Genomic DNA, 14917 nt, shown 5'->3' with positions numbered 1-14917 from the left:
GATCGCCTATCTTCCGGTGTGTGCGGTGATGTTCTTCGTCAGGCTCGAGAAACCGAAGACGAATCCGAAGCCCCAGCCGAAGTGGATGGAAGGCAAGACTACGAGAAACCACAACCTGGTCCGCACGCTCTCGCCTCGCGCCGCCAGCAGGGCGGCGGCGACGACGAACAGCAGGTAGACGCCGGGTGCCGCGAGGCCGAGGGATGCCCAGGCGAGAGGACTGCCCACGACCGCGGCCGCGAGACCCACGAGACCGAGCAGCAGACCGAGCAGCACGCTGATCACCATCACCGGCGGCACCAGATAGCGGACGGTGTTGGCCTTGGGGAACCGGCGCGCCAGTTCGCCGCGCCAGAGACCGGTGGCGACGAACTGGCGGACGAGCTTCCGGATGCTCGGACGCGGTCGGTAGGTGACCACGAGGTCGGGGGTGAACCAGACGGTGCCGCCGGTCACGCGCAACCTGCGGTTGAGCTCCCAGTCCTGACCGCGCTTGATGCCCTCGTCGAAGAGCCCCACCTCGATCAGGCGCGAGCGCAGGAACACCCCGAGGTACGCGGTCTCGGTCGGCCCCTCGACTCCCCCGACATGGTGGGGCGTGCCTCCGAGCCCGACGCGGCTGCCGTACGCCCGCGCCACCGCCTTCTCGAAGGGGGTGCGCCCCTCGGCCTTCATGATCCCGCCCACGTTGTCGGCGCCGCTGCGCTGCAGGGCCGCGACGGCGAGACGGGTGTAGTCGGTCGGCAGCACCGAATGCGCGTCGACGCGGACGGTCACCGGATGGACGGAGGCACGGATCGCCACGTTCAGACCGGCCGGCGTCGAGCCGACCGGGTTGGCCAGACTGCGGATGCGGGGGTCGGCCGCCGACATCTCGGCCACGACGTCGTTCGTCCGGTCGACGCTCGGCCCGAGGGCCAGGAGGATCTCGAAGGGGCCCTGGTAGTCCTGCGCGACGAGACTCTCGACGGCGGAGCGGATGTCGCGCTCCTCGTTCAGCACGGGCATGACGTACGAGACACCCGGCAGAGGAGTCTCGAGCGGTGTCATGTCGGTCGGGCCTCGGGTTCTCGCGGCGCACGGGGCGCGGTGGGTCGTGTCGGATGCCCCGACGATCGACAGCGAGCCTATCAACAGCGATGGGCGGGCCGCGGCGACACTCGCCACGACCCGCCCTCAGGAGGAGACCCCCTGCTGCTAGGTGGTGAGAGTGTCGAGGGACACCTTCGCGGTGCCCTCCTGCCCGTCTCGGACGTAGGTCAGCTCGGCGTCGCTGCCCCCTGCCAGGAATCGCACCTGCGCGGTCAGATCGGTGCGGTCGCTGATCGGGACGCCGTTGAACTCGGTCACGACGTCGCCTTGACGGAGCCCGGCAGACTGGGCCGCGCCTCCTTGGCTGATCTGGACGATGAGGGCCCCGACCTGCGTGGCGGCCGAGTCGCTCGTCGCGTCGTCGACGCTGGCGCCGAGCAGACCGTGCGAGGCGGAACCGGAGTCGCGGATCTCACCCGCCACGCGCTTCACGAGATTCGACGGGATCGAGAATCCGACGCCGATGCTGCCGGAGGACTCGCCAGAGCTCGCGATGGCGACGTTCAGCCCGATCAGTTCGCCGTCGGAGTCGAGGAGCGCACCGCCCGAGTTGCCGGGGTTGATCGAGGCGTCCGTCTGGATGACCGGCAGCGAGATGACGCTGCTGGCCGGAGCCTGCTGCGCACCGTCGCCGTTGTTGAACGAGAACGGGCCCTGGCCGTTGTTGTCGTTCGAGTCGCCCTGGTCGGACCCGTCGGACGGAGCCGCGGACGACTGCACCGTGATGCTGCGGTTGAGCGTCGAGACGATGCCGTCGGTGACCGTGTTCGAGAGCCCGAGGGGCGCACCGATCGCGACGGCGGTGTCGCCGACGTTGAGCTTCGAGGAGTCCGCGAACTCGATGGGGGTCAGACCGGTCGCGTCGACCTTCAGGACGGCGAGGTCGACGACGGGATCGAGCCCGACGACCTCGGCCGGCAGGATGCTGCCGTCGCTCATCGTCACGCTGACGGAGCCGGACGCGCTCGCCCCGTCGAGGGTGACGACGTGCGTGTTGGTCACGATGTACCCGTCGTCGGAGAGGATGACCCCCGAACCCGTTCCGCCGGAGGAGCCCGACGCGACGTTGATCGTCACGACCGACTTCGTGGCCTTCGCCGCGACGGCCGTCACCACGGTGGCGTCGTCGTAGTCGTTGACGGTCAGATCCCGAGAGGGTCCGGCCGCGGTCGACGTGCCCGCGCCTCCATCGGCCACGGATCCGCCGATCACCCCGCCCAGGGCACCGCCCGCGACGAGTCCGACGGCCAGCGTCGCCGCCAGCACGCCGACCCCGCGGTTCCGCTTCGTCTTCTGCGCGGGTGCCGGCGCCTGCCAGGTGCTCGTGTCGTAGGGGTTCTGCGCGGCGTACGCACCGTGGTGCCCGTACTGCTGCGTGGGGGTGCCGTCGGCACCGGCCTGCGCGTAGCCGCCCTGCGCGTAGCCGGCCTGACCGGCGTAGCCGTGCTGATTCCCGTCGTTCTGCTGGGCCCCGTAGGCCTGCTGGGCCCCGTAGGCCTGGGGTGATCCGTGACCCTGCTGGCCCGGAGTGGGCTGCTGGGCACCGTAGGGCGATTGACCACCGTAGGGCGACTGACCGCCGTAGGACTGCTCAGGGTAGCCGGGCGCCGAGTAGCTGCCGGGCGCGGCGTAGCTGCCCGGTGCCGAGTAGCTGCCGGGCGCCGAGTAGCTGCCGGGCGCCGAGTAGCCGCCAGGTGCCGGGTCTCCGTCGGGGGCTGCGCCGCCGTCGGGGAGCCGAGGGGCCCCGTACGTCACCTCGTCACCGCCGGCGGTCGAGCCGTCGCGGCCCGTCGAGTCGTCTCGGGCCGCCTCGCCGTCGTGGGGTCCACGCGTCGTGTCGTCGGCGTCGTCTGCGCCCCGGGGGTTCTCGTTCATCAGCGGATGCTCCTTTCAAGCGTCATCAGCCTGGTCCGTCCACCTGTGCAGAGCATTCGGCGAACCTGTGCGCGGGCTGCACGCCCGATAAGCGACGCCTGGATCCGACTCCCGGTCGCCGCCCCGTCATGCAGCACGCCGAGGGCTACGGTGAGGGACCATGACCTCACCGACACCGTGGCAGCGGACGGCCCGCGGCGCCATGCTCCTCGACGATGCGGGCCGACTGTCGCCCACGATCTTCGCCGAGATGTCCGCACTGGCCGCGTCCACCGGCGCCGTCAACCTCGGACAGGGCTTCCCCGACGAGGACCCTCCGGAGGCGGTGCTCACCGCCGCGAGGGACGCCCTGGCGGGTGGACTGAACCAGTACCCGCCGGGCCGCGGCATGCCGACCCTGCTCGAGGCGGTGGCCGAGCACCAGTCGCGCTTCTACGGAATCGACCTCGACCCGGAGCGCGAGATCCTCGTGACCGCCGGCGCGACCGAGGCGCTGGCCGCGACGGTGCTCGCCCTCGTCGACGCGGGCGACGAGGTCGTCACCCTCGAGCCGTTCTACGACGCCTACGGCGCGGTGATCGGACTCGCCGGCGGCAGGCACCGCACGGTCCCGCTGCGGGGTCCCGACTTCCGGGTCGACCCCCTCGAACTGCGGGCGGCGTTCTCGCCGCGGACCCGCCTCGTGATCGTCAACGACCCCCACAACCCCACCGGCACCCTGCTCGACGACCAGACGCGTCGGGCCGTGGTCGCCCTCGCCCACGAGTTCGACGCGATCATCGTGACCGACGAGGTGTACGAGCACCTCGTCTTCGACGATGTCCCTCACGTGCCCATCTCGACCCTCCCCGGTGCGGCCGAACGCACGCTCACGATCTCGAGCGGCGGCAAGACCTTCAACGCGACGGGATGGAAGATCGGCTGGTTGTCCGGGCCCGCCGAACTCGTCTCCCAGGTGATGAGCGTCAAGCAGTTCCTGACCTTCGTCAACGGCTCCGTCTTCCAGCCCGCGATCGCCGCCGGGCTGCGACTCCCCCGCGACCACTTCGACCGGCTCGCCGGCGATCTGCAGCACAAGCGCGACCTCCTCGCCGGCGGACTCTCGACGGCGGGCTTCGAGGTCTCCCCCTCGCAGGGCTCGTACTTCGTCGTCGCCGACGCCGCCCCGCTGGGCTTCGACGACGCAGCGTCGTTCTGCCGGGCGCTGCCCGGCATCGCGGGCGTGGTCGGCGTGCCGGTCAGCGCCTTCTGCCACCCCGCCCTGGCGGACGAGTACTCGTCACTCGTCCGCTTCGCGTTCTGCAAGCGAGCCGAGGTCATCGACGAGGCCACCCGCCGCCTCGCCGCGCTCCGCCTCTGACGACAGCTCGCCCCGCACTCCTCGGGTGATCATGTGCACCGCCAGGGCGGCACCGGCCCGCTCGGCCCAGAGCTCGGGATGGGCGATGGACTCCTCCGCGCCTCCTGCGAGCTCGGACAGGGCGATGGCGGCCGACTGATCGGCGACGCCGTCGGCGATCGAGCCCGCCACGACGAGCACCGGGACGTCGGCCCGCCCCGCGATCGATGCGACGACCGAGACCACCTTGCCCTCGGCGGTCTGCTCGTCGAGGCGCCCCTCGCCCGTGACGACGACATCGGCGCGGGTCATGAGCGACGGGAGGTCCACGAGGTCAGCCACGACCTCGGCTCCCGGGACGAGCGCGGCCCCCCAGACCAGCAGACCGAAGCCCGTCCCGCCCGCCGCCCCGGCCCCCGGGGTCTCGGGATCGACGTCGACGAGCTGGGCGAAGCGACGCAGCCCCTCGTCGAGTGCGAGCACGTCGTCGCCCGTGGCGCCCTTCTGCGGCCCGTACACGGCGGCGGCGCCCCGTGGCCCGACGAGCGGGTTGCGGACGTCCGCGAGCACCGTGACCCCTCGGGGCGGCAGCGCTCGGAGCCCGCTCAGATCGATGCGGACCGCGGCCGTGAGCCCGTGGGCGCCGTCGGGCACGGCGTCTCCGACGGAGTCGAGGAGGCGCGCCCCCAGTTCGACGAGCAGCCCCGCGCCGCCGTCGGTGGAAGCGCTGCCCCCGAGACCGATGACCACTCTCGTGGCCCCCGCGTCCAGTGCCGCGACGATGACCCGCCCGAGCCCGCGCGTATGCGCGTCGTAGGGACGAGGCGCCTCCAGGAGGACGAGCCCGCTGGCCGCCGCCAGCTCGACGACCGCCGTACCGTCGGGCAGCAGGAGCCAGGGCGCCCGCACGATCCGGTCGTCAGGGCCGGGCACATCGGTCTCACGGCGGACGGACCCGGGGACGGCCGCCTCGAAGGCATCGAGCGTTCCCTCGCCCCCATCGGCCAGAGGCGCCTCGATGAGCACGTCGTCCGGGCGGACCCGGAGCCAGCCCCGCGCCACGGCGGAGGCGATGACGGCTGCGCCGGCCGACCCCTTGAACGAATCGGGAGCGACGACGACTCGGAGGTTCGGCATGAGGTCAGAATGACATGCGCAGTGACGAGTGCGGAACCTCGAGAGACGAGACACGCATGGCGGGAAACGAGAAAAGCCCTGGTCGATGACCAGGGCTTTTCTTTCTTCTGTTGCGGGGGCAGGATTTGAACCTACGACCTCTGGGTTATGAGCCCAGCGAGCTACCGAACTGCTCCACCCCGCGGCACAAGAAGAAACACTAGCACGCGTTTCGCAGTCCGTCCAATCGCGACCGGTCCAGGCCTCCGGGAGACGACGAGACCCCCTCCGGAAGCACCGGAGGGGGTCTCATCGATCGATGGTGCGAGTGCTATTCGCCGCTCGCTGCGACCGCGTCCTCGAGGGCGGTCTGCAGACGGGCGTCCGCCTCCGCCGCCGCGACGAGGTCGTTGTCGGCGTACGCCGCGGCCCGGTCGTCGAGAGCGGACTGCGCGTCGGCCAGAGCCTGGTCGAGCGCCGGGTTGTCCGTTCCCGAGCCGGCGTCAGGAGCCGTGGTCGGAGCCGGGGTCTCGGTGTCGCCGCCCGTGTCACCACCATCGGTCGCGCCGTCGTCGGTCGCACCGTCGTCGGCCGCCGGGTCGGTCGTCGGCACGCCGTTGTCACCGGCTGTCGCACCGGAGTTCCCGCCGAACAGCTCGTCCAAGGCGCCGTCGAGGGTGTCCTCGAAGGCGATCTGGTCACCGAACGAGACCAGGATCCGCTGCAGCACGGGGTACGAGGTCTCCGACGTCGACTTCACGTAGATCGGCTGAACGTACAGGAGACCGCCGCCCACGGGGAGCGTGAGCAGGTTGCCTCGGACGACGCTCGTGTCACCGCGGGTGAGCAGAGCCAGCTGGTTCGCCACGGCGGTGTCCGTGTTGAAGTTGTTCTGCACCTGCCCCGGGCCGGGGAGGGTGTCCGTTCGCGGGAGGGTCAGCAGGGTCAGATCGCCGTAGCTGTCGGCGACCTCCCCCGGTGTCGACCCCGCATCGGCGTTCGCCGCGAGATACCCGGTCAGGACGTTCCGGGCGTTCTCACCCGACTGCTGGGGGATGTACGTCGAGTAGATCGAGAAGGCCGGATCTTGATCGGGCAGCTGCAGCGTCAGGTAGTACGGCGGCTGCAGGGGCGGCGTCGTCGCGGTGCTCGTCGGCTCGTTCGGCGTGACCCACGCGTCGTCGCTCGAGTAGAACGAGTCGGAGTCGGTGACGTGATACGTGCCGAGGATGGCGCGCTGCACCTTGAACATGTCCTGCGGGTAGCGGACGTGCTGCATCAGATCGACGGACATGTCGGCCAGCGGCGTCAGCGTCGAGGGGAAGATCTTCTGCCAGGTCTGGAGCATCGGGTCTTCGGTGTCCCAGGCGTAGAGGTTCACCGATCCGTCGTAGGCGTCGACCGTGGCCTTCACCGAGTTGCGGATGTAGTTGATCTCGTTCGAGGCGTACGTCGGGCGCTCGGTGTAGGTGTCGGCGATCGCGTCGCTGAGCGCCTGAGGCTTCGAGTACGGGTAGTCGCGCGTCGTCGTGTAGCCGTCGACGATCCACACGACCTTGCCGTCGACCACGGCCGGGTAGGGCGCGCTGTCGATGGTCAGGTACGGGGCGACCTTCTGGACGCGCTCGGACGGGTCGCGGTCGTAGAGGATCTGCGATTCGTTGTTCACGGCGTCCGACAGGAAGATCTGCTCGGACTGGAACTTGATCGCGTAGATCAGCTTCTTGAAGGGGTTGTCGAGCTTCGGCCCGCCGTCACCGTCGAAGGTGGTCGTCTGGTTCGTCCCGTTGTCGTTGCTGCCCGACGGGTAATCGAGCTCGATGTCGTTGTCCCCGTTGCCGCCGACGATGGAGTACGCCGGCGACTGCTGACCGAAGTAGATCCGCGGCTCGTACTCGTCGGCGTCGCCGAGCGCACCCGTCACGGGAATGCCCGACTCGAGGAACACGGGCTGACCGTCGGCGGAGCGCTGGTTGCCGTAGGCGGCGACCACGCCGTAACCGTGCGTGTAGACGAAGGTCGTGTTGTAGGGCGTCGCCGATGCGCCGAGCTGATCGGTGTTCAGCTCGCGGACCGCGATGACGGTGTCTTGCGTGTTGCCGTCGATCGTGTACCGGTCGACCGACAGCTGCTCGGGGAAGCTGTAGTACTGGCGGTACTGCTGGAGCTGCGCGAAAGCGTCGGTGACGAGAGCGGGGTCGATGATGCGGATGTTGGCGGTCGTCACCGCATCGCCGGCGAGTGCACCGGCCTCGGCGTCGGACTGGGCGTCGTAAGTCTCTTCTTCGACATCGGCCACCCCGTAGGCCTCGCGGGTCGCGTCGATGTTGTTCTCGATGAACGGCGCCTCGACCGTGCGCTCGCTAGGCTCGACCTGGAAGCGCTGGACGATCCAGGGGTAGATGCCGCCCACGATGATGCTCGCGATGATCAATGCCGCGGTGCCGATGACCGGCAGACGCCAGCGGCCGATGATGGCCGTCACGATGAAGAGCACGGCCACAATCGCCGCGGCGAGCGCGAGGATCTGCTTGCCGGGGATGCCGGCGGCGTCATCGGCGTAGGTGACACCGGTGAGGAGCTTGTTGGCGCCCTGCGTGAGGGTCGCGTACTGGTCGAGCCAGAGGCTCACGCCCTGGAGGAGCAGGTAGACGGCTGCGGTGATGGCGAGCTGGATGCGCGCGACCTTCGAGATGCGGACCTCGCGCCCCGTGAAGCGCAGCGCGCCGTAGAGGTAGCTCGTCGCGACGGCGGCGAGACCGGAGATCAGGACGACCGCCGACGCGAACCCGGCCGCGCCCTGGTAGAAGGGCAGCGAGAAGACGTAGAAGCCGACGTCGAGGCCGAACTTCGGGTCCGTCGTACCGAAGGGCGTGCGGTTGAGCCACTGGAGCGCGACCTGCCAGCTGGTCGACGACGCGATGCCGGCGAACAGCCCGAGGACGATCGGCACGCCGATCACGACGACTCGACGCAGCGGCTCGATGACCTGCTGGTAGCGGTCGAGCTGGGAGTTGAGCTTGGCGTACACCGGCCGGAAGCGGAACGCGATCTCGATGCTGACGTAGACCGGGATGGCCATGGCCAGGAACCCGATGAAGAACATCACCGCCGAGGCGATCCACTGGGTGGTCAGCACGTTCGCGAACCCGAGCTGGTCGAACCACATGTAGTCGGTCAGCAGGGACGAGAAGATGAAGAACGCGATGACCAGAGCGGCGAGGATCGCCACCGTGACCAGGACGGGCAATCGGGGCGAACGGCGTGCGGATCGCGACGATGCTGGTGACGTCAAGTGTGTGCTCCTGGCTCAGGGGTACGTGGAGGGGCCATCCTACGGGCCGCACCTGACCGTTCAACCCTCGACCGCCGACCTATGACCCGGCTGGGTGGCCGCCCTCAGCCCGCCGTGCAGGTCGGAAGCGACGCCGTGTCGCCGTCGTCCGCCACGGTCTCGAGCACCGTCACGGCGTCGTCGAGCGTCGTCACCGAGTACACGTCGAGCCCGTCGGGCACGTTGCCCACGACCTCGTCGCAGTTGTCGGCCGGTGCGAGGAACACGCTCGCCCCGGCGTCCCGGGCGCCGTAGAGCTTCTGACGGATCCCGCCGATCGGGCCCACCTGGCCCGAGGCGGTGATCGTGCCCGTCCCCGCGACCTGCTCGCCGCCGTTCAGCTCGCCGGGGGTCGTCTTGTCGATGATGCCGAGTGCGAACATCATGCCGGCGCTCGGACCGCCCACCTGGTCGAGCTTCAGCGACACGTCGAAGGGGAAGTCGTAGTCGACGCTGACGCCGACCCCGAGCAGGGCCGTGCGCTGCACCTCCTGAGGGGTCACCTCCGTCGTGATCGACGTGCCGGACCTCTCGACGACGACCGTGGCGGCCTCGTCCACGCCGTTCTCGGCCACGAGCCGCCGGAGCGTGTCGACGTCGCCGTCCGCCTCGAGGCTGGTGCCGTTGACGCTGATGACGACGTCGCCCTCTTCCAGCACGCCCTCGGCCGGGCCGCCGGCGGAGACCTGGCTGATCGTGACCCTGCTGGGCACCGTGTAGCCGTCGTGGATCATGGCCGCGGCGATGGCGGACTTCTGCGAGTTCTGCATGTCGACCGTGTTCTGCTCGTCGACCTGCTCGTTCGTCACCCCCGAGGGGTAGATCGCCTCGACCGGGACGACGGCCCGGCTCGGGTCGAACCAGGCGGACACGACCTCGACCCAGCTGGGCCGGACCGACTCGTTGCCCTGGACGCTCACGGTGAGGAGGTCGAGCGTGCCGGCGGTGGGGTAGGTCTCGGCGCCCGTCACGGTGATCAGCGGCTGGTCGGCGCCTTCGTACTCGGCGCTGCCGAGGGTGTCGAACACCGGGCCCGGCTGCTCGATGAGATAGGGCGACGGCAGGAACGTGAGCACCAGACCGGAGACGAGAGCCACCCCCAGCAGCGACCAGCCGACCCGGCCGGGACGGCGCCGGGACAGGGAGGCGCGGGTCGGGGGTGAGAAGAAGGCCACGACGGTCCTTTCGATGTTCGCCACGGGCGGAGCGGGGAGCCCGGGGCGGGCGCCGAATTCGAGGTTGTTCCGATGGCCAGCAGTTAGCGTAGTTCGTATGACCGATGATTCGCAGCGCGGGCCGGAGGACGAGTTCCGCGAGATGCTGCGCCAGTTCCTGTCCGGTGATTCCGAGATCGACCCGGCCCAGCTCGCCGGTGTGGCGGGCCTGCCCGACGACCCGGCGTTCATGGCCCGGCTGATGAGCCAGCTGCAGAACGCCGTCGACAGCAGCGGTGACGGGATCGACTGGAAGGTCGCCACCGAGCAGGCCGTCGCCGCCGGCAGTCGATCGGCCGTCGAGACGCCCGCCGCCGACCGGGCCGCTCTCGAGCAGGCGTTCCACGTCGCCGCCCTGTGGCTCGACGACGTCACGTTCGTCTCCGAGCTGACGGTGGCGCCGCGACTGGTGACCCGGGCCGAGTGGTCGCGTCTCACCATGCCGGTGTGGAGTCAGCTCGCCGAGCCGGTCGCATCGTCCATCGCCGACTCGCTGACGGGCGTGCTGAGAGATCAGGCCCCGGAGGAGATGCAGTCGCTGCTGGCCGGTGCCAGCCAGGTGATGCGCAGCGTCGGCGGCACGCTCTTCGCCATGCAGCTCGGTCAGGTGGTGGGTCAGCTCTCGCTCGAGGTCGTCTCGGGCGGCGACGTCGGCATCCCGCTGCTCGACGACCAGCAGGCCGCGATCCTGCCGCAGAACGTCGCCGCGTTCGGCGAGGGCCTCGACATCGAGACCGACCAGATCCAGATCTACCTCGCCGTCCGCGAGCTGGCGCACGCCCGCCTGTTCCGCCACGCCCGGTGGCTGCGCCTCCACCTCATCTCGTCGATCCGCGAATTCGCCCAGGGCATCAGCATCGACACCGAGCGCCTCGAGGCGCTGGCCGTCGACTTCGACCCGTCCAGCCCTGACGAGCTCCGGGACGCGATGGCCAGCGGCGCTCTGATCCCGCCGAAGTCCGACGAGCAGCTCGCCGCGCTCGCCCGCCTCGAGACGATGCTCGCCTTGATCGAGGGCTGGGTCGACGTCGTCACGGCCGAGGCCACGGCACGACTGCCGAGATCGGGCGCCATCGCCGAGACGGTCCGTCGTCGTCGCGCGGCCGGTGGCCCCGCCGAGTCCGCGTTCTCGACCCTCGTTGGTCTCGAGCTGCGCCCGAGGCGACTGCGCGAGGCCGCGGCCATGTGGTCGGCGATCACCGAGGCCGTGGGTGCCGAACGCCGCGACTCGCTGTGGTCGCACCCCGACATCGTGCCCTCCAGCGAGGACATCGACGACCCGCAGGGTCTGATCGCTCGACTGACCGACGCCGAGCCGGCTCTGGACGACGTCGACCGCGCGATCGCGGAGCTCCTCGACGACACGTCCGGCGATCGGCCGCACGAGGGGGGCGACGGCGCCGCCGGAGAACCCGGGTCCTCCCCCGAGCGCTGAATCGGACGAGGGGCCGGGGCGCCTGTGGACAACCGCGTCGACCACCGTGTCGGCGACCATGATCGTCGGATGTCCCGCCCTCTCCGCTTCCCCCCGCACACCGCCGTCGTCTGGCGGGACCCCTCGACTCTGCAGATCGGCGTGGAACGCGCGTACGTCGTCCTCCATGACGTGACGGCGTTCGACGAGACCTTCGTCTGGGCTGTGGCGCACGGACTGGGTGACGGCGGCGTCGACGCGATCCTGGCCCAGACAGGGGGCGACCGACTCGACGCCGCACGCCTCGTGGCACGGCTCGAGCCCGCCCTCGACCGCCGACCGACGCAGGCTCCGCCCGCCTTCGCCGTGCTCCTCGCCGGCAGCGGACCCTTGGCCGACGACATCGGGAGGCTGCTGCAGTCGGAGGGCCTGCCGGTGCACACCGCGGTCCACACCGTCGGTGCGGTGCGACTCGACCCTCGGAGCCCACCCGCCGTCGGCGTGCTGGTGGGCGGCCCGGCCCCCGACCCCGTGACGGCGTCGGACTGGATGCGGGGCGATCTCCCCCATCTCCTCGTCCGGACGGGCGACCGCTCCGTGCGCATCGGCCCTCTCGTCGTGCCGGGGCTGACCGCCTGCGCTCGATGCCTCCACCTCACGGCCGGCGACGCCGATTCGGCCTGGCCCGCGATAGCGGGTCAGCTCAGCACACGACCCGTGGCTCGACCCAGACCACTCGTCCTCCGGGAGGCGGCGGCCGCGGCCGCGCGACGACTCCTCGACTCGGAGCCGCTCGTGGCGGGCGGCCGCCGGGCCGATGCCGGCTCCGCCGGCGCCGTCCTGCGCATCGACCTCGAGACGGGTCGGATCACGACGATGTCGACTCGGCCGCATTCCGACTGCGGATGCGCAGTTCTTCCAGGAACCTGCTCGGCTGACGCGCGCCTCCTCGGCCCTGCCCGGTCTGACTCCACGACAGACGGAGGCGTTCGCGGGCGCGGGTGACCCCGACGTAGAGCAGGCGGCGCTCCTCGTCGACGGCCTCGGGGTTCTGGGCGTAGCTGATCGGCACGAGCCCCTCGCTGAGACCGACGAGGTAGACGCTCCGCCACTCGAGGCCCTTCGCGGAGTGCAGGGTCGCGAGGGTGACCGAGGGCATGGTCGGCTCGTGCTGGCCCGCCTGCCGCGCCAGGAGCTCGTCGACGAATGCGCGGAGGGTCGTGTCGGCGGGCGAGGCCTCGGCCAGGCCCATCAGGGCGTTCAAGGACTCCCACCGATCGCGGATGGCGCCGCGCTGCTCGGGGGCCTCCTGAGTCCAACCGAGCGACCGGAGGACGTCGCTGACGGTCTTGAAGAGCGGCTCGCCCACGATGCTGACGGCGGCGCCCTTCAGCATCATCAGCGCCTCCTTGACCTCGCGGAGCTCGAAGAACCTCGTCGCGCCGTGGATCCGGGTCGAGACGCCGACGTCGGCGAGTGCCCGCTCGATCGCCGCGGCCTGGACGTTGACCCGGTACAGCACCGCGATCTCCTCCGGAGCGACACCCGATCGGATCTCGTCGGCGATCGTCTGCGCGACGCCGCGGGCCTCGGCGGAGTCGCTCGGGTACTCGACGACCGGGGGGACGGGCCCGGTGGTCTCGACGGCGGGATGCAGGTGCAGCGCACCGGGTCGCCCTCGCATCAGCTGGTTGGCGGTGTCGACGATCTGACGCGACGAGCGGTAGTTCTGCTCGAGGCGGACCACGGTGGCGTCGTCGTAGCGCGAGCCGAAGCCGAGCAGGTAGTCGGCCGACGCGCCCGCGAACGAGTAGATCGTCTGACTGGCGTCGCCCACCACGCACAGGTCGTTGCGGTCGCCGAGCCAGAGCTCGAGGAGCTCCTGCTGCAGCGGCGAGACGTCCTGGTACTCGTCGACCACGAAGAACCGGTACTGCTCTCGGACCTGCTGCGCGACGCGCGCCTCGAGCTGGAGCATGCCGACCGTGGCGAGCAGGACGTCCTCGAAGTCGAGCTGCCACCGTTCGTCTTTGATGTCCTCGTAGGCCGCGTGCAGGTCGAGTGCGCGTTCGGGGCTCACGTTCTGCGGCAGCGACCGCTGGGGCAGCGCCTGAGCGTACGACTCGAGCGTGAGACGGGAGACCTTGCGCCATTCGATCTCGCCCGCCATGTCGCGGAGCGACGCCGTGTCGAGCTTCAGCCCCAGCCGCTCGGCCGCGTGCGCGATCAGCTTGCCCTTGCCGTCGATCAGGCGCGGCATCTGACCGCCCATCGTCTGCGGCCAGAAGTACGACAGCTGCGACAGCGCCGACGCGTGGAAGGTGCGCGCCGACACTCCCCCGGCGCCCAGCGCCCGGAGACGACCGCGGAGCTCGGCGGCGGCCCGCGAGGTGAAGGTCAGCGCCATGACGCGGTTCGGCGCGTAGACCCCGGTCGCGACGCCGTAGGCGATCCGGTGCGTGATCGCACGGGTCTTGCCCGTTCCGGCGCCCGCGAGCAGGCAGACCGGACCGAGCAGCCGACGGGCCGCCTCCCGCTGCTGCTCGTCGAGCCCGGCGATGAGTTCGGCGGCCTCGGTCACTGGTCGATCTCGCCGCCGAACCAGTCCTCGATGATGGCGCGGGCGATCGATGTGCGGCCGGGCAGGATGACCTCGCCGAGACTCGCGGCGAGCTCGGCGCGACTGAACCAGCGCAGCTCGAGGATCTCCGCGCCGTCGGGTTCGAGGACGCCGGGGTCGTCGACGTCGACCCGGGCGCGGAACCCCAGCATCAGACTGGCCGGGAACGGCCAGGGCTGCGATCCGAGGTACACGGGGTCGACGACCTTCACGCCGGACTCCTCGAAGATCTCGCGCTGCACGGCCTGCTCGAGCGACTCGCCGGGCTCGACGAAGCCCGCGAGCAGCGAGTAGCGGTTGTTCTCCCAGAGGGCGTTCGACCCGAGCAGGAGGCGGTCGTCGGCGTCCGTGACGGCCACGATGATCGCGGGGTCCGTCCGGGGGAACACCTCGTGGCCGTTCTCGGGGTCGCGACGGACCCACCCGGCCTTGTCGCTCACGAGCTCGCGACCGCTGCGCGGCGAGAAGCGGTGCGAGTCGTGCCAGTTGGCCACGGCGACCGCCTCGACCGCCAGACCCGCGTCGCGGGCGCTCAGCGCGCTGCCGAAGGCCCGGAGGCTGCCCCATGACGCCTCGTCGGACTCCAGCGCACGCGCCTGGTCGTCGCTGAGCAGCGCCGCCACGAGCGGGGTGCCGACGGGTTCGGCCGCGTCGGCCGCCTGCGACAGCCCGAGGTAGACGTAGTCGTCGGCCATGGGGACGTCACTGGCCGGGAGCAGAGCGAGGCGGTCTTCGGAGGCCATGAGCGTGCGCCCGCGCCAGAGGGGCAGGACCCGGGTGTCTTCCGAGGCCAGGAGGTCGGACACGGCGCCGGCGCGATCACGCGTCAGGTAGTCGCGATCGACCTGGTGCCGGGCGAGCGGGAGGCGGTCCGTCAGAGGCGAGGACATCGAACGACCAATCATCACGGTTT

At 70.6% G+C, this 14917-nt stretch carries 9 protein-coding genes, 1 tRNA gene and 1 pseudogene; 3 read left to right on the top strand and 8 right to left on the bottom strand.

Annotated features, from left to right (window positions below; all coding sequences use genetic code 11):
- Positions 1-6: 6 nt before the first annotated feature.
- Positions 7-1050 carry a glycosyltransferase family 2 protein gene (locus IFT51_RS04960; RefSeq protein WP_192059808.1) on the bottom strand — a complete coding sequence of 348 codons (1044 nt, stop codon included), beginning with the start codon at positions 1048-1050 and terminating at the stop codon, positions 7-9.
- 147 nt (positions 1051-1197) lie between these two features.
- Positions 1198-2967: a trypsin-like peptidase domain-containing protein gene (locus tag IFT51_RS04955; protein ID WP_192059806.1), complete on the bottom strand. Its 1770-nt coding sequence runs from the start codon at positions 2965-2967 to the stop codon at positions 1198-1200.
- 160 nt (positions 2968-3127) lie between these two features.
- On the opposite strand from IFT51_RS04955, the gene IFT51_RS04950 reads away from it, so the two are divergent.
- Positions 3128-4327 (top strand): aminotransferase class I/II-fold pyridoxal phosphate-dependent enzyme, encoded by a 1200-nt coding sequence (locus tag IFT51_RS04950; RefSeq protein WP_192059804.1) that lies wholly within the window; start codon positions 3128-3130, stop codon positions 4325-4327.
- Here IFT51_RS04950 and IFT51_RS04945 read toward each other — a convergent pair.
- The 4 genes from IFT51_RS04945 to IFT51_RS04930 all read right to left on the bottom strand — a co-directional run bounded on the left by IFT51_RS04945 (position 4247) and on the right by IFT51_RS04930 (position 9946).
- Complete coding sequence (locus IFT51_RS04945; protein WP_192059802.1) at positions 4247-5443, bottom strand: glycerate kinase; 1197 nt, start codon at positions 5441-5443, stop codon at positions 4247-4249. The genes IFT51_RS04950 and IFT51_RS04945 overlap by 81 nt on opposite strands.
- Positions 5444-5553: 110 nt before the next feature.
- A tRNA-Met gene (locus tag IFT51_RS04940) sits at positions 5554-5627 on the bottom strand.
- A gap of 126 nt (positions 5628-5753) precedes the next feature.
- Positions 5754-8717: a UPF0182 family protein gene (locus IFT51_RS04935; RefSeq protein ID WP_192059800.1), complete on the bottom strand. Its 2964-nt coding sequence runs from the start codon at positions 8715-8717 to the stop codon at positions 5754-5756.
- 104 nt (positions 8718-8821) lie between these two features.
- Positions 8822-9946 (bottom strand): PDZ domain-containing protein, encoded by a 1125-nt coding sequence (locus IFT51_RS04930; RefSeq protein WP_371740708.1) that lies wholly within the window; start codon positions 9944-9946, stop codon positions 8822-8824.
- Positions 9947-10028: 82 nt separating this feature from the next.
- On the opposite strand from IFT51_RS04930, the gene IFT51_RS04925 reads away from it, so the two are divergent.
- Both IFT51_RS04925 and IFT51_RS15325 read left to right on the top strand, forming a co-directional pair.
- Positions 10029-11405, top strand: a complete 1377-nt coding sequence (locus tag IFT51_RS04925; RefSeq protein WP_192059798.1) for a zinc-dependent metalloprotease — start codon at positions 10029-10031, stop codon at positions 11403-11405.
- A 69-nt stretch (positions 11406-11474) separates the two neighbouring features.
- Positions 11475-12323: pseudogene (locus IFT51_RS15325) on the top strand (TOMM precursor leader peptide-binding protein); the annotation flags it as partial.
- Here IFT51_RS15325 and IFT51_RS04920 read toward each other — a convergent pair.
- Together IFT51_RS04920 and nudC are read right to left on the bottom strand one after the other, a co-directional pair.
- Positions 12253-13965 carry an ATP-dependent helicase gene (locus tag IFT51_RS04920; protein ID WP_371740683.1) on the bottom strand — a complete coding sequence of 571 codons (1713 nt, stop codon included), beginning with the start codon at positions 13963-13965 and terminating at the stop codon, positions 12253-12255. The pseudogene IFT51_RS15325 and the gene IFT51_RS04920 overlap by 71 nt on opposite strands.
- Positions 13962-14894, bottom strand: coding sequence for an NAD(+) diphosphatase (gene nudC / locus IFT51_RS14835; protein WP_197981792.1), 933 nt, complete (start codon positions 14892-14894; stop codon positions 13962-13964). The genes IFT51_RS04920 and nudC overlap by 4 nt, the downstream gene beginning before the upstream one ends.
- Positions 14895-14917 lie beyond the last annotated feature (23 nt).

It is taken from the genome of Frigoribacterium sp. CFBP 13712 (assembly GCF_014842255.1).
In the GTDB taxonomy this organism is placed as follows: Bacteria; Actinomycetota; Actinomycetes; order Actinomycetales; family Microbacteriaceae; genus Frigoribacterium.
This window is presented reverse-complemented; position numbering and strand designations above follow the sequence as displayed.